The sequence below is a fragment of the Rhizobium sp. 05N430 genome (assembly GCF_056396985.1).
Genome location: NZ_JBFTMO010000004.1, coordinates 404,335 through 425,440, shown reverse-complemented (window position 1 = coordinate 425,440; position 21,106 = coordinate 404,335). Strand labels below are relative to the sequence as shown.

Sequence of the window (21,106 nt, the reverse complement as noted above, 5' to 3'; positions counted from 1 at the left end):
CTGGGAGGCCCTGTTTTTGGAAACAGACTGTCATGCGATCGCGAAACCGGCGCTTGCCAAGTGAGGGGGCCGGGAAATATGACCATAGGCAGAATGGACCGGAGCCCCCCATGACCACAAGCAATAGCCGCGAATCCCAATTTCCCATCGAAGCCATGTTTCTCGACCGCTGGTCGCCGCGCGCCTTTACCGGCGAAACGATCGGCGAAGAGCAGATTCTGACGATCCTCGACGCCGCGCATTGGGCACCCTCCTCTGCCAACCAGCAGCCTTGGCGCTTCATCTATGCGCTGAAGGGTTCCGAGCATTTCGAAACCGCGCTTGGATTGCTTGCCGAAGCCAACCAGGAATGGGCCAAGAACGCCTCCGCCCTGCTTTTCGTGGTTTCGCGCGGCTTCAGCGGTGATTTTTCAGAGGGCAAGAAAAGCTACACGCATTCCTTCGACGCCGGTGCCGCATGGGGCCATTTTGCCATGCAGGCACGCTTTTCCGGCTTCTATGCCCACGGCATGGGCGGCATCAAGCACGACGAGATCATGACGACGTTTGCGATCCCCGAAGGCTACCGCGTCGAAGCCGGCATCGCGCTTGGCCGCCTTGCCGACAAAAGCGTGCTGTCGGAGCGCAACCAGGCACGCGAGTTTCCAAGCCAGCGCAAGCCGCTGGCCGACGTTGCCTTCAACGGCAAATTTATCGCCAACTGAGCCAAAACAAAAAAGGCCGCGCAGCTCTCACTGCGCGGCCTTTTCTTTGATATCAATTAGATATCGAGGTTTGCGACGCTGAGCGCATTTTCCTGGATGAACTCGCGGCGCGGCTCGACTTCATCGCCCATCAGACGGGCAAACAATCCATCGGCATCGGTCGCATCGTTGACCTTGACCTGCAGCAGCGAGCGGACGTTCGGATCGAGCGTCGTTTCCCAGAGCTGCTCGGCATTCATTTCGCCAAGACCCTTGTAGCGCTGCATCGTCAGCCCCTTGCGGCCGCTGGCAAAGATCGTCTCGAGAAGGGCGCGAGGCCCGGCAAGTTCGACTTCACCGTCGCGGCGCGAAAGCTTTGGCGGGACGTCATAGATTTCCTTGAGGCGTGCCGACAGCTGGTCGATAAGGCGGGCATCCTGCGAGCCGATCAGCGCCATGTCGAGCACGACGACTTCCTTGACGCCGCGGACCATACGCTCGAGACGAAGACCGCCTTCGCTCGTCAGTCCGCCTTCCCAGCCGCGTTCGGTTTCTTCGGCGATGATATCGAGACGCCTGGCGACTTCGGCAGCCAGCCCTTCGGCACGGCTGCGATCGCTGACGGCCTCGGCATTCAATGCGCCGGCGATCGCTGCCTGTTCGACAACGGCGCGATTGTAGCGCGAATGAAGATTATCGAGCAGCGTGCGCAGGCGCAAAGCGTCCTGAATGACTTCGCGCACGTCCTGGCCGACGCGGACCTCACCGCTTGCAAGCTTCAGCGCAGCGTCTTCGAGACCCTGGCCGATCAGGTAGTCTTCCAGTGCACTCTCGTTCTTGACGTACTGGACCGACTTGCCGCGCGCGACCTTATAGAGCGGCGGCTGGGCGATATAGAGATGGCCGCGCTCGATCAGCTCAGGCATCTGGCGGAAGAAGAAGGTGAGCAGCAATGTACGGATATGGGCGCCGTCGACGTCAGCGTCCGTCATGATGATGATCTTGTGGTAGCGCAGCTTCTCGACGTTGAACTCATCCTTACCGATGCCGGTGCCGAGTGCGGTGATCAGCGTACCGATTTCCGCCGAGGATAGCATCTTGTCGAAACGGGCACGCTCGACGTTCAGGATCTTGCCGCGCAGCGGCAGGATAGCCTGATTCTCGCGCGAACGGCCCTGTTTTGCCGAACCGCCTGCCGAATCACCCTCGACGAGGAAGACTTCGGATTTCGACGGATCACGCTCGGAGCAGTCAGCGAGTTTGCCGGGCAGCGATGCGATATCGAGCGCGCCCTTGCGGCGCGTCAGTTCACGTGCCTTGCGGGCCGCTTCGCGGGCGGCGGCGGCCTCAACGACCTTACCCACCAGGATCTTGGCGTCCGCGGGATGCTCTTCGAGCCAGGTGCTCAGTGCTTCGCTGACAAGGTTTTCAACGACAGGGCGGACTTCCGAGGAAACCAGTTTGTCTTTCGTCTGCGATGAGAATTTCGGATCGGGAACTTTCACCGACAGAACCGCCGTCAAGCCTTCGCGGCAGTCATCACCGGTCAGCGAGACCTTCTCCTTCTTCGTGATGCCCGAGCTATCGGCATAGGATGTTATCTGGCGCGTGAGGGCAGCGCGGAAGCCGGCCATGTGGGTGCCGCCATCACGCTGCGGAATGTTGTTGGTAAAGCACAGCACGTTCTCGTGATAGCTATCGTTCCACCACATGGCGACTTCGACGGTAATCCCGTCCTTCTCGCTGCGAATGGCGACGGGCTTGTCGACCAGCGGCTTCTTCGCACGATCGAGATAGGCCACGAATGCTTCGAGGCCGCCATCATACAGAAGCTCTTCCTGGCGGATATCGGAATGGCGCTTGTCGGTGAGCAGGATGCGAACGCCGGAATTCAGGAAGGCGAGCTCCCGGAGACGATGTTCAAGCGTGCCATAATCGAATTCCGTCATGGTGAAGGTCTCACCACTCGGCATGAAGCTGACTTCGGTACCGGTTTCGCTGGCATCGCCGATCACCTTCAGCGGCGCATCGGCAACGCCATGGGTGAAGCTCATTTCGTGCAGCTTGCCCTGCCGGCGGATGCGCAGCTTGAGCCAGACGGACAGCGCATTGACAACCGAAACGCCGACACCGTGAAGACCGCCCGAGACCTTGTAGGAATTCTGATCGAACTTACCGCCGGCATGCAGCTGGGTCATGATCACCTCGGCTGCAGAGATGCCCTCGCCGGTGTGAATGTCTGTCGGTATGCCGCGTCCATTGTCGGTGACGGTGACGGAGCCATCGGCATTGAGCGTCACGGTGACGATGTCGGCATGCCCGGCCAGCGCCTCGTCGATCGCGTTATCGACGACTTCGTAGACCATGTGATGAAGGCCAGAACCATCGTCGGTGTCGCCGATATACATGCCCGGGCGCTTGCGCACCGCATCGAGGCCCTTCAGGACCTTGATGGAATCTGCGCCATACTCGGTGCTAACGCCGTTTTCCGTCGCGGGTGTATCGGTCATACTGTCTTTGAATTTCCCTGTTGTAACGGCCTGGATGACCTTGCGAATCACCGGCGTTTCTCATTCCGGAATATAGGGTTTTTGCGCGCCAATCCCAATGCCGGAGCCCTGAAATCCGGCATTAAGCAGGGGATTATGACGGTTTTCCGTCCGCTTTTCCGCCTTTTTCCAACACCGCGTTGAGCTCCGCCAGGACGGGCGCGTCAAGGCTGCGGATCTGACCCGCCAAACGGTTTGCAAAGGCCGTATATTCGGGCGGCAAACCCGACGTATCGATGACAACACGCGGGTCGGAAGAGCGCGCCAGGAGGAAGAGTTCTTCCGCTTCATCCCAGATGATGTTGAAATAGCCGGCGATCCGCTGCAGCAGGTCGAAGGTCGGCAGGCCGCGTTTTCCGTGCTCCAGTGCCGACAGATAGGCGGGTGATACATGCAGCGCGACCGCCATCTGCTTCTGCGAAACGCCCTTGCGGGATCGCAGCTTGCGGACAGCCTCGCCGAAGGGCGTCGTCATGAGCGATCTCCCGCCCGGCGGGCGAGACGGATGTAGAGAGCGCCCTCACCGCCGTGATGCTGCGCCGCCGACTCGTAGGAAGAGATCAGATAGCGGAACTCAGGCTTCGAGAACCATAGCGGCACGGCGCGTTTCAGGGCGCCTTCGCTGCCGAGCGAGCTTCCCTTGCCGGTGATGACCAGCACATGCCGCATGCCGCGCTCATGGGCACGGATCAGAAAGTCGAGAAGGATGACATGGGCTTCGCTTTGCACCAGTCCGTGCAGGTCGATGCGGGCTTCAAGCGCCAGGCGTCCCTTGGCGATCTTACGCTTGACCGGGCGCTCGAGTGGATGGTGCTGGCCGGAGGACGGCTTGGCGGCGGGTTGCTGGACCGGAGGCGTTACAGGCGCCGTCGCCATGCGCTGCTTTTCGGTCGCTTCGATTTCCGCCTCGGCGGCAGCCAGGAAGGCATCGAGTTCGGTCAGTTCGCCGGTCTTGCCCGCCATCGGGCGGGTGCTGCGTGCCACCCTGCCCCAAAGAATGCGCTCGTCGGTGCTGAGCTTGCGATCCCTAGCCATCAGAGGAAACGCCCCGCAGCTTCATTGGGTATCAGGATGGCGAAGTCCGCATCATTTCTGACCGTTCCGGCCTGTTCACCGGCATCGTCTCCGGAGCCGGTGAAAATATCGCCGCGTGCGGGTCCAACGATCGCCGAGCCGGTATCGAGCGCCAGCATCAATCGCGCGAAGCCGCGTCCGCCATCCAGATGGGTAAGGCTTTCCGAGTGGATGAAGAACGGGAAGCCGAATGTGTGGATCAGGCGATCGACTGCGAGCGAACGGCCGGCAAGGAGCGGAACCTTGGCGGCGGCAATCGGGCCAATTGTTGCCCCCGCCGCCTCTGCCTCGCGGAAGAAGATGTAGGATCTGTTATGCCAGAGCACCTCGTCGACCTGGTCCGGATGAGCGGCAAGCCATGCGCGGATCGCCTGCATGGAGATCTGGCTGCGATCGATCTCGCCCCGGTCAATGAGAAGCTTGCCGATCGCCGAGAAGGGGTGCCCAGCCTTTGCGGCATAGGTGATGCGGCCCATCGTACCATCGGGATACCGCAAGCGAGCCGCACCCTGGACGTGGACGAAGAAGACGTCGACCTTTGATTTCGCCCAGGCAATCTCCAAACCGCGTCCGGAAAGGACGCCCTGATCGATTGCCCGCCGGTCAGGATAAGCGTTTATCGAGCCCTCAGACGACAGGCCGAACACGTAATACGGATCAAGCCCGGCTGGCCTGTTCGTATCGTCGAGATCAATCAGATCATCGGGGCGCCGATAGAATGGAAAACGATAGACGTCATCCGGCTTGGCCGAAACGGCAATTTCCGGCTCGTAGAACGCCGTCACGAAGCCCGGCATCCCGTCACTCTTCCTGATCAGAAACGGCCGGGAGTTCTGTTCGAAGAAGCGGCGCGCCTGCATCGCGTTTGAAACGCCGGCATCCCGCGCCTTCTCAAGAAGCGACAGAAGGTCCTCGGCGGTCAGGCCCAGCGAACCGGTGCGGTAAGGCTTTACGCCGGAGATCTGCCGGCGACAGGCTTCCATGACTTCAAAAAGGCTGGAAGGATCATCATCCTTCCAGCCCTTCAATTCATCGAAGCTGATGGGGTGCAGCGTGAAATCTGCCAGACCGTCACTCATGTTCCGATTCGGTTGCCACGAGTTTCCAATTGGGATCGCGCGAACGGGTGTCGCGGGCGAAGGTCCAGATGTCGTTGACTTCGGCAACATCCTCTGCGTTGCCATCGATCAGCTTTTCATCCTTGTCATAGGTGGCCGAAATCAGCTGGCTGGAGATCCGCAAGGTCATTTGCGCTTCGCTGCCCTTGACTTCGGCATTGGTGATTTCCGCCTTGTCGATGCCGACAAAGGTTGATTTCACCTTTTCGCCCTTCGCTTCGCGATCGGCGATCGCCGCATCGAAGCCATCGTAAACTTCAGGGGACAGCAGGTTCTTGAGGGTTTTGCGATCACCGTCGGCAAAAGCCATGACGATCATCTCGTAGGCCATCTTGGCGCCATTCAGGAATTCCTTCGGCGTGAACGACGGATCGGCCTTGTTCATGGCGCGCAGCGCTTCGTTGAGCGGCGTGCCTGCCGGAGCGAAGGCATCGATGGCGGCAAAGCGATCTTCTTCCTCGCCATTGCCGTCGCGGCGCGGAAGGGTCACGACCTTTCCGGCATCGGCTGGCTCCTGGCCGGCTGCATCACGGGGCGTGTAGAGATCACGCGGCGGCTTTTCATTTCCGGTGCGACGGCCAAGAACACTGCGGAGCTGGAAAAAAATCAGCACTGCCGCTACCAGGAAAAATAACGTGATGAAGTCGTTTGAACTCATATTGTCCCGCGATTGCAGTTAACATCCCAAATTTCTACTCCCATATAGTCCGCATAGACAGATGATTCAAATAGGAGCCCGCAAGCTTGCGGGTTGAAAACGATGCGATTGACGATGCTTCCCGGTTTCATGCTGCTTTTGCCCCTGGCGGAAATCGCGAGCTTAGTGATTGTCGGCAAGGTGATCGGTGTTCTGGCAACGCTTGGACTGGTGGTTCTTGGCGTGGTCGTCGGCATGTCGATGCTGCGCCGCCACGGCCTCGGCATCCTGCAGCGCATGTCCGCCGAATGCCGGAACGGCGTTGCTCCGGGCCGCGAACTTTTGAAGCCTGCGATGCTTGTCATTGCCGGGCTGCTGTTCGTCATCCCCGGCTTCATCTCCGATATCATCGCTCTTCTGATCTGCATTCCGGCGGTGCGCGATCTGGCCTGGAAATATGTCAGTCGCCGTTTCGTCGTCGTCGGCAGAACCAGTGGTTTTACCGCGTCGGCAGGATCTGGTGGCGATTTTCGCCCCCGCGGCTCTGCCGGAGGCAAGGTTGTCGATCTCGACGAGGACGATTTCAAGCGGCAACCCGACCCCAATTCTCCCTGGTCGGGCAAGCGGCTTGGCGACTGAACGCTGAATTTGCTCAGGGTTGTAAGCCTTTCCACGAAATGGTAGATGGCGGCACCATCAAAATGCCCCTTCGAGGAAAATCCAATGGCTGATGAAAACAACGGCGCCGGTGCAGTAAGCCCGAGCCTCACCATTCTCGCTCAGTACACGAAGGATCTCTCCTTCGAAAACCCGGGCGCACCGCGTTCGCTGCAGGCCCGCGACACCGCGCCGGCTATCAATATCAGCGTCAACGTCAACGCCAACCCGCTCTCCGACACCGATTTCGACGTCGTTCTGTCGCTGAACGCGGAAGCCAAGGATGGTGACAAGACGGTATTCCATACCGAGCTGGTCTATGGGGGCGTCTTCCGCATCGCCGGCTTCCCGCAGGAACACATGCTGCCGGTTCTCTTCATCGAGTGCCCGCGCATGCTCTTCCCGTTTGCCCGCCAGATCATTGCCGATGTGACGCGCAATGGCGGCTTCCCGCCGCTGATGATCGACCCGATCGATTTCGCGCAGATGTTCGCTCAGCGCGTTGCCGAAGAGCAGACCCGCGCCAAGGTTCAGACGAACTGATCTGATTTGTGCTGATGAAATCTGAAATGCCCGGTCAGAAGCCGGGCATTTTTAGTTTGGGCGATCGTATTTCGACCAAATGCCCTTGGTCCCGAGCTTGGCGATCAGCGCGTCGTGCGCCGCGGCCTCGGTCTCGCTCAGCCGGCTTGCCAGCGGCCGCGGCCTTTCCAGAACAGCCAGTATAACGTCATCTGCTTCGTCAATGGTGTTTTCAGATCCAGCCGCGGCAGCAACGCCAAGTCCCAAGGCCGTCTGCCGGCCGCCGATCATCTCGATATAAACTTCGGCCAGCAGTTCGGAGTCGAGCAAGGCGCCGTGCTTGGTGCGATGCGAGTTGTCGATGCCATACCGCCGGCAAAGGGCGTCGAGCGAATTCGGTCCCATCGGATGCTTGCGCCGCGCAAGCGAGAGGGTATCGATCACCCGTTCCGGCAGGATCGGCGGCCTGCCGATGCGAGCGAGCTCGGCGTTCACGAAACCCATATCGAAGGTGGCGTTGTGAGCGATCCACTTTGCATCACCGAAAAATTCGATGATCTCCTCGACGACGTCGACAAAGCCCTTCTTGTCCTTGAGGAATTCGTCGGTGATGCCGTGAACGGCGAGCGCGTCCGGGTGGACCTTCTGGTCGCCGGGATTCATGTAGATATGGATCGTCCGGCCCGTCGGGAAATGATTGAAGAGCTCGATACCGCCGATTTCGATGATCCGGTCCAGGCGATTGTCGAGGCCGGTGGTTTCCGTATCGAAGATGATCTCACGCATTCCGGAACTCTCCTTTGGCGATCCTGCTTTGAAGATCGGCAATGATCTCGCTGACCCGCTGCTGCGCCATTTCGATGCCGTGACCGGTGTCGATCAAATAATCGGCGCGCCGGCGCTTTTCGGCATCGGGCATCTGCCGCGAGAGAATCATCTTGAATTTGTCTTCCGTCATGCCCGGACGCGCAAGCACCCTCGCCTTCTGAATCTGTGGATCGCAGCTGACGACAGCAATCACATCGGCGCGATTTTCCGCACCGGTTTCGAACAACAGGGGAATATCCAGCAATACGATGCTCTGACCCGCAGCTTGCTGATTGGCCAGAAATGCGGCTTCGCGCTGGCGCACGAGCGGATGAACGATCGCTTCCAGCGCCTTGAAGCCATCAGGGCGCAGAGCGAGTTGCCGGGCCAGTTCGGCGCGATCGACGGCGCCTTCATTCGATGTTCCGGGAAATTCGGCTTCGACCGCGGCTACTGCCTCTCCGGCATACAGGTCGTGCACGACGGCATCAGCATCGTTGACGGGAATACCGGCGGCGGCAAAGAGCTTTGCCGTCGTCGATTTTCCCATTCCAATGGAGCCCGTCAGGCCGATCCGCAACATCAATGCTTTTCCATGTCGGCGACGATGAGCGCACGAAGTTCGGCGTTGACATCGGGCGTTCTGCCGAACCACTTTGCGAAACCCGGTATGGCCTGATGCAAGAGCATGCCGAGCCCATCGACCGTTGCGAAGCCCTGCTGTTCTGCCTGGATGAGCATCGGTGTCCGCAGCGGCACATAGACGATATCGGTCACGACTGCGCCTGAAGCGAGCGACGAGAAGTCCATTTGAGGTGCTGCCTCACCATCCATGCCGAGGGACGTCGTATTGATGAAAAGTCCGGCGCCGGACATCACTTCGTTTAACGCCTCCGGCGCATGGGCTCGAACCTGGGCACCGAAGCGATCGGCCAACTCCTGCGCCCGGCTGAGCGTGCGATTGACGACGTGAATGTTCTTCAACCCGCGATCGCGCACCGCCTGGATGACAGCGCGGCTTGCGCCCCCGGCACCGAAGATGACAGCCGTGCCGGTTTGGTCCCAGCCCGGATGGCGTTCATCGAGATTGGCGGTGAAGCCGCGGCCGTCTGTGTTGGTGGCGTGCAGCTTGCCATCTTCGATCCAGAGGGTGTTCGATGCTCCCAACTCTTCGGAAAGCGCATCCGGACAGTCGGCAAGTTGATAGGCCAGTTCCTTATGCGGGATCGTGACATTGCCGCCGGTGAAACCGGAGCTTCCATCTTTCAGGCTGGCAATGAAGCCGGCGAATTCCGCCGGTGCTACTTCATGGGCGCGGTAGCTGCCCGGCAGACCGAGCGTCTTCAGCCAGTAGCCATGGATGAGGGGCGAGCGCGAATGCTTGACGGGGAAGCCGGTGACGAAAGCCTTGGAGCCAAGTGTTTCACGTGAATCATCCATCGATCGCACCCAGTTCCCTCAGTTTGGCGAGCAGCGGCACCATGGGCAGGCCGATGATCGTGAAATAATCGCCGTCGATTTTCTCGAACAGCTGGATGCCCTCGCCTTCCAGCTGATAGGCGCCAACGCTCGACAGAGCCTTGGTTCCCACGCGCTGAAGATGCCGTTCGATAAATTGCGGCGACAGCTGGCGGACGGTCAAAGACGCATGCGCGACATGATCCCAAAGTGCAGTGCCGCCGCTGTAGAAAGCAATCGCGCTGTTGAGGCGATGGGTCTTGCCGCTGAGCGCCGCAAGATGGGCCGCGGCCTGTTTCATATCCGCTGGCTTGTGAAACACCCGGTCGCCAAGTGACATCGTCTGATCGGAGCCGATCACCAGGGCATCCGGAAATCGCCGGCTGACGTCCTCCGCCTTGGCCCGCGCAAGCACGAGGGCCACCTCATCCGGGGAGGCGCCATTCTTCTCAAGCGGTGCTTCGATCGCCCGCTCGTCAATGCTGGCGGCGTGGGCGTCGAACGTCAGACCGGCGTTCAACATCAACGTTCGGCGAAAGGGGCTGGAAGAAGCAAGGATCAGCGTCGATGTCATTGGGTCCCGATCGGTTCACTGGTGATGATGCGCTTAGCGCAGCTTTGGCCGCAGGGCAACGATCGCCGCTGCCGTCTCCTCGATCGAGCGGCGTGTCACGTCGATGATCGGCCAATTGTGTTTGGCGCAGAGCGAGCGGGCATATTTAAGCTCCTCCGAAATTGCCGCACGGTCGATATATTCGCCGCGGTCGAAACCGGCAGTCGCTCCGAGCACGCGGTTTTCCCGCACCTGGGAAATGCGGTCGGTCGTCGCGATCAGACAGACGATGAGCGGCTTGGTTGCCGAGAAGATCGCCTCGGGCAGCGGCACGCCGTAGACGATGGGAATGTTGGCAGTCTTGATCCCGCGATTGGCGAGGTAGATGCTGGTTGGCGTTTTCGATGTCCGGCTGATGCCGACAATGACGACATCGGCGTCATTATAATCATCCGGCATCTGGCCGTCGTCATGGTCCATGGTGAAGTTCAAGGCTTCGATACGCGCGAAGTAGCCGGCGTTCATGACGTGTTGCGCCCCAACCCGGCGGCGCGAGGGAGCGCCGAGATAGATCTGGAATGCCGCCATGACCGGCTCCAGCACATTCACAGAGGCAACACCCATCTCCGCGCACCGTTCGTCGATCAGGGTCGCAAGTTCGCGGTCGACGATTGTATAAAGGACGATCCCAGGCTCGCTGTCGATTGCGTCAAGAACTGGCAGCAGCTGCCGGCGGTTTCTGATCAGCGGATAAACGTGCTCGATCGCCTGCGACGACTTGAACTGCGCCGATGCCGCCCGGCCCGCCGAGATCAGAGTCTCTCCCGTTGAGTCAGATATCAGATGCAGATGGAAGAAGTTCGTCCGGTTCTCCACGTTATTTTCCGCCACCTGTTGAAAAGACTGGATGACCAAGAGCTACGGGAGCCGGAGGGTCTGAGGCAAGGGAAAACATGCCGAGTTTTCCACAATACGGATTTTCAGGAGACGGCTCAGGCCGGCTTGTGGACTTTGTGGACAGCTCTTCTCTGCCCATCTGATGCTCACAGCTTATCCACAGATTGGGCCAATCAGCGGCTCCTTAGAAGCGATTGGAATCCCTTCGTGATTCAAAACCTTCAACAGAAACTGGCGAGGCCGGGCAAATTTGTCCTGCGCCAGCGAGCGACACGCGACAAATCGTATCTTCAGTGGATGGATTTTAATCCTTGATAGTCACCGACTCTAAGAAATAGAAACCTTTTAAAATATCTTTGTTTTTTTATAGGGAAGAAGCGCTTGAGCGAAACGCGCCGGAAAATTCTGAGAGTTCTCGACGGTGAAACTCTCACCCCTCCGCCAGTCTGGCTTATGAGACAGGCAGGACGGTACCTGCCGGAATACAGACGAACGCGCCAGACCGCCGGAAGTTTCCTCGACCTCTGTTATTCTCCCGACCATGCCGTCGAAGTGACGTTGCAGCCGATCCGGCGCTACGCCTTCGATGCCGCGATCCTGTTCTCAGATATTCTCGTCATTCCCGATGCGATGAAGCGCAACGTTCGCTTTACCGAGGGGCATGGACCGGAGATGGATCCGATCGACGAAGCGGGTATCGCCAATCTCAGCGATGAGGATATCGTTTCCTATCTACAGCCGGTCATGGAGACTGTCAGGCGCCTGCGCGCCGAGCTTCCTACCGAAACGACGCTGCTCGGCTTCTGTGGAGCTCCCTGGACGGTTGCGACCTATATGATTGCCGGTAAGGGCACACCAGATCAGGCCCCTGCCCGGCTGTTCGCCTACAAGCATCCGAAAGCCTTCGAGCGTCTGCTGATGCTGTTGGCCGACGTCTCGGCGGATTATCTGGTGGCGCAGATCGATGCCGGTGCCGATGCCGTTCAGATCTTCGACTCCTGGGCTGGTGTTCTCGGAGAGAAGGAATTCGCGGCCCACGCGATCCGCCCGGTGGCGCGGATGATTGCCTCGATCCGATCCCAGCGGCCAAAAGCCAAGATCATCGCCTTTGCGAAGGGCGCCGGTTATCAGCTGAAGGATTATCGGCAAAAGACCGGCGCTGATGCGATAGGGCTCGACTGGTCGGTGCCGCTTGCCTTTGCCCAGGAGCTGCAGAAGGATGGTCCGGTCCAGGGTAATCTCGATCCGATGCGCGTCGTTGCCGGCGGCAAAGCTCTGGAGGAAGGGATCGATGAAATTCTCGACAAGCTCGGGAATGGGCCGCTGATTTTCAATCTCGGTCATGGCATCACGCCGCAGGCTGACCCCGAGAACGTGCGGCTGCTTGTCGAGCGTGTGCGCGGATCGCGAGGCTGATGATGGAAAAGCAGACCGATGCCCGGCCAGGCGCCTATGCGCGCCGCCGCGCTCACTTCGCGCTGATCTTCTTTGCGCTTCTGGCAGTTGGGCTTTTCGCCTGGAACCCGGAGAACCTTTATCTCTGGATCAAGGCGCTTCACATCATTGCGGTGATTTCCTGGATGGCGGGACTGTTCTACATGCCCCGGCTTTTCATCTATCACACGGATGCGGAGCCGGGCTCCGCGCAGTCCGAGACCTTCAAGGTGATGGAGCGCCGGCTGCTGAAGATCATCATGAACCCGGCAATGATGCTGACCTGGATTTTCGGGCTCTATCTCGCCTGGTCGGTCTATGGTTTCCAGGGCGGCTGGCTGCATGCGAAGATCGGCCTCGTCGTTCTCTTGACGGGCGTGCACATGTTCTTCAGCCGGGCTGTCCGGGACTTCGCAGCCGACCGGAACAGGCGTTCGGCGCGCTACTGGCGGTTCATGAATGAGGCGCCGACGGCGCTGATGATCCTGATCGTTATCCTCGTCGTGGTGAAGCCTTTTTAGGGGCTGTGGCGGTCTCAGGTTAAATTTGCTTCATTTTAAGCAGCCCCCTTGCGGCGCCTTATCTTAGTCGCTATTTTCCGCGCATCTCATCTTCGTGGCATGTGTTTTGAGTTCAGTCGTCTGCGAGCCTTTCGCGAGACCGAATACGTCCCGACATAGCCTTCCCCCTTTGAAATATAGAGTAATGGTCACTTCATGGCTGAAATGAAGCTTCAGGAACTTAAGAGTAAATCCCCGACCGATCTTCTGGCCTTTGCCGAATCGCTCGAGGTCGAAAATGCAAGTACAATGCGCAAACAGGAATTGATGTTTGCGATCCTGAAGGTTCTTGCCAGCCAGGACGTTGAAATCATCGGCGAGGGCGTCGTCGAAGTTCTACAGGACGGTTTTGGTTTCTTGCGTTCTGCAAACGCCAACTATTTGCCGGGTCCTGACGATATCTACATTTCCCCCTCGCAGATCCGCCGCTTCTCGCTGAAGACCGGCGATACCGTCGAGGGCCCGATCCGTGGACCGAAGGAAGGCGAGCGCTATTTCGCTCTGCTGAAGGTCAACACGATCAATTTCGACGACCCGGAAAAGATCCGTCACAAAGTTCATTTCGACAACCTGACGCCGCTTTATCCGAACGAGCGCTTCCGCATGGAGCTCGACATCCCGACTTCGAAGGATCTCTCTTCGCGCGTCATCGATCTTGTGGCTCCGCTCGGCAAGGGCCAGCGTGGTCTGATCGTCGCTCCGCCGCGCACCGGCAAGACGGTTCTGCTGCAGAACATTGCGCATTCGATCACCGCAAACCATCCTGAATGCTATCTGATTGTTCTTCTCATTGATGAACGTCCGGAAGAAGTCACGGATATGCAGCGCTCGGTGAAGGGCGAAGTCGTTTCCTCGACTTTCGACGAGCCGGCGGTCCGCCACGTCCAGGTTGCCGAAATGGTCATCGAAAAGGCCAAGCGTCTCGTCGAGCATGGCCGCGACGTTGTCATTTTGCTCGACTCAATCACCCGCCTCGGCCGCGCCTACAACACCGTCGTACCGTCCTCGGGCAAGGTCTTGACCGGTGGTGTCGATGCAAACGCTCTGCAGCGCCCTAAGCGTTTCTTCGGTGCTGCGCGTAACATCGAAGAAGGCGGATCGCTGACGATCATCGCGACCGCGCTGATCGACACCGGCAGCCGTATGGACGAAGTCATCTTCGAAGAATTCAAGGGTACCGGCAACTCAGAAATCGTGCTTGACCGCAAGGTCGCCGACAAGCGCATCTTCCCGGCGATGGATATCCTCAAGTCCGGCACGCGCAAGGAAGATCTGCTGGTGCCGCGCCAGGATCTGCAGAAGATCTTCGTTCTGCGCCGTATCCTTGCACCGATGGGAACCACCGATGCGATCGAGTTCCTGATCGACAAGCTGAAGCAGACGAAGAACAATCCGGATTTCTTCGACTCGATGAACACGTAGTCTTTAGCCGGATTCATCTAGCAAGCCGGTCGCGAGTAGCGGCCGGCTTTGTCATTTGTAGAGAGAGGCAATCTGGGAAATGCCAGGAGAGACGATCTACGCGCTGTCGAGTGGCGGATTGCCGTCCGGTGTTGCGGTCATCCGCATCAGCGGCCCTGCCACATCCGTCATCCTTGAGGACCTGATTGGCAGCGTCCCCGCTCCGAGACTAGCAAGTCTTAGAACGATTCGTGACCGGAACTTTCTACCGATTGATTCGGGTCTGATACTATTCTTCCCCTCCCCGGCCTCTTTCACCGGCGAAGACTGCGCCGAGCTTCAGGTTCACGGCGGCCGGGCCGTTGTGCAGCGTCTCCTATCAAGACTTGGCGAATTCCCGGCGACGCGGATGGCGGTTGAGGGAGAGTTTTCGCGTCGGGCTTTTGAGAATGGAAAGCTGGATCTCGTCGAGGTCGAGGGGCTAGCCGATCTTATCGCGGCGGAGACCGAGATGCAGCGCCGTCTGGCCGTTGAGCACAGCTCCGGTCACCTGTCCAGTCTATACGATTCGTGGGCGGAACGATTGACGCGGTGCCGTGCATTGATCGAAGCAGAGCTGGATTTCGCCGATGAGGATGATGTGCCAGGGTCGGTCTCCAACCAGGTCTGGGCAGAGGTTGCTGTTCTCAGAGCTGCGGTTGACGCGCATCTCTCGGATGCAGCAGCTGGCGAAATCATTCGGGATGGTTTTAAGGTCGTAATTGCCGGCGCACCGAACGCCGGAAAATCGTCTCTGATGAATGCGCTGGCGCAGCGCGATCTGGCGATCGTCACGGATGTCGCGGGCACGACCCGAGACGTGTTGCAAGTCGATCTCGATATCCGCGGATATCTTGTGAAGCTCTACGATACGGCAGGATTGAGAGAGACAGATGAACTCGTCGAGCGCGAGGGCATCCGCCGCGCCGAGAAGATGGTTGCCGAGGCCGATCTGGTGCTGTATCTGCATGACCTATCTGTTGGTGCTGCGGTTTCAACACCTGCTGATCCGCGCCTCTTGACCGTGGGGACGAAGGCAGACCTGGCGCCAGCTAGTAACGAGCTTGATCTTTCAATCTCCGTTCAGACCGGTGCCGGGCTTGAAGAGCTTCGGTCGATGATTGGCCGCCGGATTGAACAGATGGTCCGGCCTGATAGTTTCTCATTGCCGAGCAGGCTCCGCCATAAGGATTCGCTGGCGGAATGTTTGTCGGCGATTGAGCGATCTCTTCGTATGGATGGCCCTGCTGATCTCGATCTGAGGGCTGAAGAGTTGCGGATCGCGGCAAATGCCCTTGGCCGCATCACCGGCCGCGTGGATGTGGAAAACCTGCTTGACGTGATCTTCTCCGAATTCTGCATTGGGAAATGATTCACGTGAAACACCGGACTGATGTTACTTGCGTGAGTTTCACGTGAAACGCCTGAAACAAACTTGGCTTGGCTCATGAAATACGATGTCATCATCATAGGCGGCGGTCATGCCGGAACAGAGGCGGCAAGCGCCGCTGCGCGTCTGGGTGCTAAGACGGCGCTCGTCACCCATCGGCGTGATACGATCGGGGTGATGTCCTGCAACCCCGCGATCGGTGGCCTCGGCAAGGGACACCTTGTTCGAGAGGTTGACGCGCTTGACGGGCTCATGGGCCGGGTTGCGGATGCAGCTGGTATCCAGTTCCGCATGCTCAATCGCAAGAAAGGCCCGGCCGTCCGCGGCCCCCGTACACAGGCGGATCGCAAGCTTTATCGCGAAGCGATGCTGAGGGAGATCGAAGCGATCGACAATCTCGATATCATCGAGGGCGACGCGTTCGACCTGGCAACCGCGGACGGGGCCGTTACTGGTGTTATAATGAAAGATAGCCGGATTCTTTCATGCCGTGCGGTTGTTCTGACGACCGGAACTTTTCTTCGGGGTTTGATCCATATTGGCGATACGAAGATTCCCGCCGGCCGCGTCGGCGAGGATCCGTCTATGGGCCTGTCAAGCACGCTTCAGCGTCTTGGCATTTCGCTCGGGCGTTTGAAGACCGGAACGCCAGCGCGTCTGGATAGCCGCACCATCGATTGGGCGAGTGTCGGCCGCCAGGGAGCCGATGACGAGTTGACGCCGTTCTCGTTCATGACCGACAAAATTACCAATACACAAGTCGATTGCGGCGTAACCCGTACGACCGAGGCGACGCATCGGATCATCAGTGAGAACATTGGCAAGTCTGCAATGTATTCCGGGCAGATCGAGGGGGTCGGCCCGCGCTACTGCCCGTCAATTGAAGATAAGATCGTCAAGTTTGGTGAACGTGATGGACATCAGATCTTTTTGGAGCCTGAAGGCCTCGACGATCATACGGTCTATCCGAATGGGATTTCGACGTCTCTGCCCGCAGATATACAGGATCAGTTTATCCGCACCATTCCAGGTCTCGAAAATGTCTCGATCTTGCAGCCGGGCTACGCCATCGAGTACGATCATGTTGATCCCCGAGAGCTGACACCGTCGTTGGAAGTCAAGAAGTTGTCAGGGCTCTTCCTGGCCGGACAGATCAATGGCACCACTGGCTATGAGGAAGCGGCAGCGCAGGGCCTGGTTGCGGGTTTGAACGCGGCACGCCTGGCTGGCGACAGCGACCCGATATATCTCAGCCGCACCAACTCCTACATCGGCGTGATGATTGATGACCTGACATCGCGCGGTGTTGCAGAGCCTTATCGCATGTTTACATCGCGAGCGGAGTACCGGCTGTCGCTGAGAGCCGACAATGCGGACGTTCGCTTGACGCCTCTGGGACAAGAAATTGGCTGCGTAGCGGCGGCGCGATCAGTTCGCTTTGACGCGTATAAAGTCGAGCTCGACGAAGCCCGCAGGCTGCTTCAGTCGTTGGAGACAACACCCAACGAGGCTCGCAAAGCCGGGCTGATGCTGAATCAGGATGGCCAGCGCCGCACGGCCTATGAGCTGCTGTCCTATCCGGATCATGACACTGAGAAGCTCGCTTCGATCTGGCCGGAACTTCGGTCATTGCCTGCCATGGTGTCCGAGGCGATGGATATCGAGGCGTCATACGCGGTGTATATGAAGCGGCAAGCCGTTGATATCGCGGACATAAAGCGTGACGAAGACCGAACGATACCGGCAGACTTCGACTATTCGGTGCTCTCAGGCCTGTCCAACGAGCTAAAGCAGAAACTGAAGCGCGCGCAGCCGTTCAATATCGCTCAGGCGGCGAAAGTCGATGGTATGACGCCGGCGGCGATATCTCTCTTGCTTGTCCACCTCCGGCGAGCCGACATGGCGCGCGCTATCTGATACACGCGGAAAGAATCCTCGAATGAACCTGAACGGTCAAAGTGTTTCACGTGAAACACAGTCTCGCCTTGAGCATTTTCTTCAGCTCTTCCAGAAGTGGGCAAAGACCATCAATCTCGTTGCACCGTCGACCTTGGCCGATGCCTGGGATCGGCATATCGTCGATAGCGCTCAGATCTTTCAATTGAGCTCCGATGCGAAGGTCTGGGTGGACCTCGGAAGTGGCGGCGGTTTCCCGGGTATCATCACGGCCATCCTCCTCGCGGAACAGAAGGATGGCTGGGTCCATCTCGTGGAGAGTAATAACAAAAAGGCGTCATTCTTGCGGCTTGCGTTGCGGGAAACAAGTGCACGGGGTTCTGTCCATGCCGTGAGGATCGAGGATGTCTACAGCGAGGTCGGCGATTGCGATGCCATTTCCGGCCGTGCGCTTGCGGATCTCGACAAGTTGCTGGAGTTTTCGCTGCCCTGGATGCAGAAGAATGAGAAATGCCGGGCTTTCTTCCATAAAGGCCGGGATTACCAGAGCGAGATTGCGAAAGCGCATGGCCGATGGCAATTCGATCTGGTAGAACATACCAGTGTCGTCGAGCGGGATTCCATTATTCTTGAGATTTCCGAACTCCGGCGCTTGGTTTAACGATTTTGGATCATCGAACGATGGCTGGCGAACGCAACCGGATTATCACCATTGCAAACCAAAAGGGTGGCGTCGGCAAGACGACGACGGCGATCAATCTCGCTACCGCCCTCGCTGCGATCGGTGAGCGCGTCCTGATCGTCGATCTGGATCCCCAGGGAAATGCCAGCACCGGACTTGGTATTGATCGGAAGAGCCGGCTGGTCTCGTCCTATGATCTCCTTATCGGCGAAGCCGGAGTTCGCGAAACTGCGCAGCAGACGGCAGTTCCGAACTTGTTCATTGTGCCATCGACCATGGATCTTCTTGGTATCGAGATGGAGATTGCACAGCAATCGGATCGGGTCTTTAAGCTGAAGAAGGCTCTCGCATCCGAGGAAGCTTTTGATTTCTCATATATAATTCTTGATTGCCCGCCGTCGTTCAACCTGTTGACGATGAATGCGATGGCTGCGGCACATTCGGTGCTTGTGCCGCTTCAATGCGAATTCTTTGCGCTTGAAGGTCTCAGCCAGCTATTGGAAACTGTCGATCAGGTTCGCCGCACGGTCAATCCACGGCTAGACATTCAGGGTATAGTCCTGACAATGTTTGATGCCCGAAACAATCTTGCGCAGCAGGTTGTCAACGACGTCCGGACCCATCTGGGCGATAAGGTATACCACACGTTGATTCCGAGGAATGTTCGCGTTTCTGAGGCGCCGTCTTACGGAAAGCCGGCAATCCTCTATGATCTGAAATGTGCCGGCAGCCAGGCCTATCTGCAGCTCGCGTCGGAGGTTATCCAGCGCGAACGCCAACGCCTCGCGGCGTGAATTGTAAAGCGAGTATCAGACGATGAACGACGATGTCTCAAAGCGCCGTCTGGGGCGCGGTCTTGCAGCCCTTATCGGCGAAATGGATCAGCCGTTGCCCGTCGAGGGTGAAAAGCCGAATGTCAGCGCTGACCGGTTGATTCCGATCGAATTTGTTAGCCGCAACCCGCGCAACCCGCGTCGGTTTTTCGATGATAGCGAGCTTCATGACCTTGCGAGCTCGATTCGCCAACACGGTATCGTTCAACCGATCGTAGTTCGCACATCCACCGAAGGCCGGTTTGAGATTATCGCCGGCGAAAGACGCTGGCGCGCCGCGCAGCTGGCCGGGCTGGTGGAAATCCCGGTGTTGGTGCGCGATGTTGACGATAAGACCGCGCTGGAAATTGCGATCGTTGAAAACGTTCAACGTTCCGATCTCAATGCGCTTGAAGAAGCGCTCGGCTATGAGCAGCTGATTGCGGAATACGGATATACGCAGAATGATCTTGGCGAGATCATCGGCAAGAGCCGCAGCCATGTGGCAAATTCGTTGCGGCTGTTGAAGCTGCCGGATCCCGTTCGTGACCTTCTTGCCGCAGGCAGCCTGTCCGCCGGTCACGCCCGCGCACTTGTCTCGACATCAGATCCGGCTCTGCTGGCGAAGACGATCGTTGCCAAGGGCATGTCGGTGCGCGATGCAGAACGCCTGGCGCAAAACGACATCAAGGCGCAGTCGGAGCCGAAGAACACTGGTCCGCGGCTTGATCAGAAGGATTCGGATACGATCGCTCTGGAGCGAACCCTCTCCGACACGCTCGGGCTTGACGTGACGATCAATCACAAGGCATCCGGCGGCCAAATCAAGATTGCCTACAAGTCGCTCGAGCAACTGGAAGAAATATGCAGGCTGCTGGAGCGCCGTTGATCAGGCCCTTCGGCCTGATTGCAGTGTTGTAGACAGCAAGGTTTGAAGGGCAATACTGTCTTCCAGGCTTTGCCGTTTGCGTGTCTGCAGAATGGCCGCCTGCAAGCGGCCCGTCTCGCGCGCAATGGCGTCTGCCGACCAGGTCCGCAATGCTTGCTCGACAATCGGTTTGCGGCGGAAATGCAGGTGACGTCCTAGCGTTTGCATCACCTGGCCGGGTGGAAGCCGTTTCTCATCCATTTCCGCACGCATGGTGTCGAGCAGCTGAAACTGCTTCAGACATGCCTGAATGACGAGAAAGATCGCAGTCTTTGATGCTGTGATCTTCTGCATCGCATGCAGGAAAGTCGATGTGTTTCCACTCAGGATCGCATCGACCGCATCATCGACGGAGACGGCACTGGCGTCCCCGATGATCTCGTTGACGTGATGCTCTTCCACCGTCTCCATGCCGCGGCAATAGAGCGCCAGCTTGCGGACTTCGTTGCGCGAAGCGATACGATCTCCGCCAATAAGCTCAACGAGTGCCTGCCGGGCCGCCGTGGTCACGCGCAGGCCTTCTGCTGCGAGCTCGTTGTCGATGAGGGCGTTAAGGGCGCGCGCGTCGTCAGCGTAACAGGGTATCGTCGCAACACTGCGCGCAGTTTCGGCGATTTTGCGAAGCAATGCACCTTTCTTCAGGTCGCCGGCTTCGATGATGACGGAGGTTCCCTCCAGCGGTTTTTCGGAAAGCTGTTGGAGCGAATCGACAAGATATTTCTCGTTCGCTGCGCCGCGGATCCAGATCAGTTTCTGACCGCCGAAAAGACCGATAGATCCGGCCTCGTCGATCAGGCGGCCCGGATCCTTCTGCAGGTCGCCAATATCCAGTTTGATGAGCGAAAAGGGATCGTCGAGAGCGACACCCGTTTTGGCGGCGATCTGCGACGCACGCTCCGACACCAGGCCGCGATCGGGGCCGTAGATGACGAAAAGCCGGTAGATCGTGGCGGAACGTTGAAGGAAACCTTCAAACTCGTGGGACTTGATCTCCGCCACTGCTCTCTCC

The 21,106-nt window shown here is 58.5% G+C and carries 22 protein-coding genes; 11 read left to right on the top strand and 11 right to left on the bottom strand.

The annotated features are described in order from the left end of the window. Positions 1–110 precede the first annotated feature (110 nt). Positions 111–704: a nitroreductase family protein gene (locus AC1DJO_RS12470; RefSeq protein WP_477970783.1), complete on the top strand. Its 594-nt coding sequence runs from the start codon at positions 111–113 to the stop codon at positions 702–704. A 56-nt stretch (positions 705–760) separates the two neighbouring features. Here the strand turns inward: AC1DJO_RS12470 and gyrB are convergent, their stop codons facing one another. The 5 genes from gyrB to AC1DJO_RS12445 form a co-directional block, all read right to left on the bottom strand. After that, positions 761–3,193: a DNA topoisomerase (ATP-hydrolyzing) subunit B gene (gene gyrB / locus AC1DJO_RS12465; RefSeq protein WP_112386073.1), complete on the bottom strand. Its 2,433-nt coding sequence runs from the start codon at positions 3,191–3,193 to the stop codon at positions 761–763. A gap of 133 nt (positions 3,194–3,326) precedes the next feature. Then, positions 3,327–3,707, bottom strand: a complete 381-nt coding sequence (locus AC1DJO_RS12460) for a helix-turn-helix domain-containing protein (RefSeq protein ID WP_477970781.1) — start codon at positions 3,705–3,707, stop codon at positions 3,327–3,329. Next, a complete protein-coding gene (locus AC1DJO_RS12455) occupies positions 3,704–4,267 on the bottom strand; it encodes a Smr/MutS family protein (RefSeq protein WP_112517908.1) in 564 nt (187 codons plus the stop codon). The genes AC1DJO_RS12460 and AC1DJO_RS12455 overlap by 4 nt, the downstream gene beginning before the upstream one ends. Beyond that, the gene (gene mltA / locus AC1DJO_RS12450; protein WP_477970779.1) at positions 4,267–5,385 is read right to left on the bottom strand and encodes a murein transglycosylase A; all 1,119 of its coding nucleotides are present in this window, start codon (positions 5,383–5,385) and stop codon (positions 4,267–4,269) included. The genes AC1DJO_RS12455 and mltA overlap by 1 nt, the downstream gene beginning before the upstream one ends. Further along, entirely contained in the window at positions 5,378–6,082 is a 705-nt protein-coding gene (locus AC1DJO_RS12445) for a Tim44/TimA family putative adaptor protein (protein ID WP_112386009.1), read from the bottom strand. Before AC1DJO_RS12445 ends, mltA begins: the two co-directional genes overlap by 8 nt. Before the next feature lie 102 nt (positions 6,083–6,184). On the opposite strand from AC1DJO_RS12445, the gene AC1DJO_RS12440 reads away from it, so the two are divergent. Then, entirely contained in the window at positions 6,185–6,700 is a 516-nt protein-coding gene (locus AC1DJO_RS12440) for an FxsA family protein (protein WP_477970777.1), read from the top strand. An 84-nt stretch (positions 6,701–6,784) separates the two neighbouring features. Next, positions 6,785–7,261, top strand: a complete 477-nt coding sequence (gene secB, locus AC1DJO_RS12435; RefSeq protein WP_112386007.1) for a protein-export chaperone SecB — start codon at positions 6,785–6,787, stop codon at positions 7,259–7,261. A 51-nt stretch (positions 7,262–7,312) separates the two neighbouring features. Here the strand turns inward: secB and dnaQ are convergent, their stop codons facing one another. From dnaQ to AC1DJO_RS12410, 5 genes are read right to left on the bottom strand one after another with little or no spacing between them, the layout of a single operon-like run. Beyond that, the gene (gene dnaQ / locus AC1DJO_RS12430; RefSeq protein WP_477970775.1) at positions 7,313–8,026 is read right to left on the bottom strand and encodes a DNA polymerase III subunit epsilon; all 714 of its coding nucleotides are present in this window, start codon (positions 8,024–8,026) and stop codon (positions 7,313–7,315) included. Beyond that, the gene (gene coaE / locus AC1DJO_RS12425) at positions 8,019–8,630 is read right to left on the bottom strand and encodes a dephospho-CoA kinase (RefSeq protein WP_477970855.1); all 612 of its coding nucleotides are present in this window, start codon (positions 8,628–8,630) and stop codon (positions 8,019–8,021) included. Before coaE ends, dnaQ begins: the two co-directional genes overlap by 8 nt. Beyond that, positions 8,630–9,487, bottom strand: coding sequence for a shikimate dehydrogenase (locus AC1DJO_RS12420; RefSeq protein WP_477970773.1), 858 nt, complete (start codon positions 9,485–9,487; stop codon positions 8,630–8,632). The genes coaE and AC1DJO_RS12420 overlap by 1 nt, the downstream gene beginning before the upstream one ends. Continuing rightward, positions 9,480–10,079, bottom strand: a complete 600-nt coding sequence (locus AC1DJO_RS12415) for a Maf-like protein (protein WP_477970771.1) — start codon at positions 10,077–10,079, stop codon at positions 9,480–9,482. Before AC1DJO_RS12415 ends, AC1DJO_RS12420 begins: the two co-directional genes overlap by 8 nt. Positions 10,080–10,112: 33 nt before the next feature. Continuing rightward, the gene (locus AC1DJO_RS12410; protein WP_112517972.1) at positions 10,113–10,934 is read right to left on the bottom strand and encodes a pyruvate, water dikinase regulatory protein; all 822 of its coding nucleotides are present in this window, start codon (positions 10,932–10,934) and stop codon (positions 10,113–10,115) included. A gap of 402 nt (positions 10,935–11,336) precedes the next feature. Here AC1DJO_RS12410 and hemE point away from each other — a divergent pair, with 402 nt between their 5' ends. The 8 genes from hemE to AC1DJO_RS12370 all read left to right on the top strand — a co-directional run bounded on the left by hemE (position 11,337) and on the right by AC1DJO_RS12370 (position 20,058). Continuing rightward, positions 11,337–12,371: a uroporphyrinogen decarboxylase gene (gene hemE, locus AC1DJO_RS12405; protein ID WP_477970769.1), complete on the top strand. Its 1,035-nt coding sequence runs from the start codon at positions 11,337–11,339 to the stop codon at positions 12,369–12,371. A 2-nt stretch (positions 12,372–12,373) separates the two neighbouring features. Beyond that, positions 12,374–12,910 (top strand): protoporphyrinogen oxidase HemJ, encoded by a 537-nt coding sequence (gene hemJ / locus AC1DJO_RS12400; protein ID WP_112386000.1) that lies wholly within the window; start codon positions 12,374–12,376, stop codon positions 12,908–12,910. Between the two features lie 195 nt (positions 12,911–13,105). Continuing rightward, positions 13,106–14,371: a transcription termination factor Rho gene (gene rho / locus AC1DJO_RS12395; RefSeq protein WP_112385999.1), complete on the top strand. Its 1,266-nt coding sequence runs from the start codon at positions 13,106–13,108 to the stop codon at positions 14,369–14,371. Positions 14,372–14,450: 79 nt separating this feature from the next. Continuing rightward, the gene (mnmE, locus tag AC1DJO_RS12390; protein WP_477970767.1) at positions 14,451–15,761 is read left to right on the top strand and encodes a tRNA uridine-5-carboxymethylaminomethyl(34) synthesis GTPase MnmE; all 1,311 of its coding nucleotides are present in this window, start codon (positions 14,451–14,453) and stop codon (positions 15,759–15,761) included. Positions 15,762–15,836: 75 nt separating this feature from the next. Beyond that, on the top strand, positions 15,837–17,696 hold the full coding sequence (gene mnmG / locus AC1DJO_RS12385; protein WP_477970765.1) for a tRNA uridine-5-carboxymethylaminomethyl(34) synthesis enzyme MnmG: 1,860 nt from the start codon (positions 15,837–15,839) through the stop codon (positions 17,694–17,696). A gap of 22 nt (positions 17,697–17,718) precedes the next feature. Further along, positions 17,719–18,336 (top strand): 16S rRNA (guanine(527)-N(7))-methyltransferase RsmG, encoded by a 618-nt coding sequence (rsmG, locus tag AC1DJO_RS12380; protein ID WP_477970763.1) that lies wholly within the window; start codon positions 17,719–17,721, stop codon positions 18,334–18,336. Positions 18,337–18,356: 20 nt separating this feature from the next. Next, the gene (locus tag AC1DJO_RS12375; protein WP_477947602.1) at positions 18,357–19,151 is read left to right on the top strand and encodes a ParA family protein; all 795 of its coding nucleotides are present in this window, start codon (positions 18,357–18,359) and stop codon (positions 19,149–19,151) included. Positions 19,152–19,173: 22 nt separating this feature from the next. Beyond that, positions 19,174–20,058: a ParB/RepB/Spo0J family partition protein gene (locus tag AC1DJO_RS12370; protein WP_112385994.1), complete on the top strand. Its 885-nt coding sequence runs from the start codon at positions 19,174–19,176 to the stop codon at positions 20,056–20,058. Here AC1DJO_RS12370 and holA read toward each other — a convergent pair whose 3' ends face one another. Beyond that, on the bottom strand, positions 20,059–21,096 hold the full coding sequence (gene holA, locus AC1DJO_RS12365; protein ID WP_477970761.1) for a DNA polymerase III subunit delta: 1,038 nt from the start codon (positions 21,094–21,096) through the stop codon (positions 20,059–20,061). Positions 21,097–21,106: the final 10 nt, after the last annotated feature.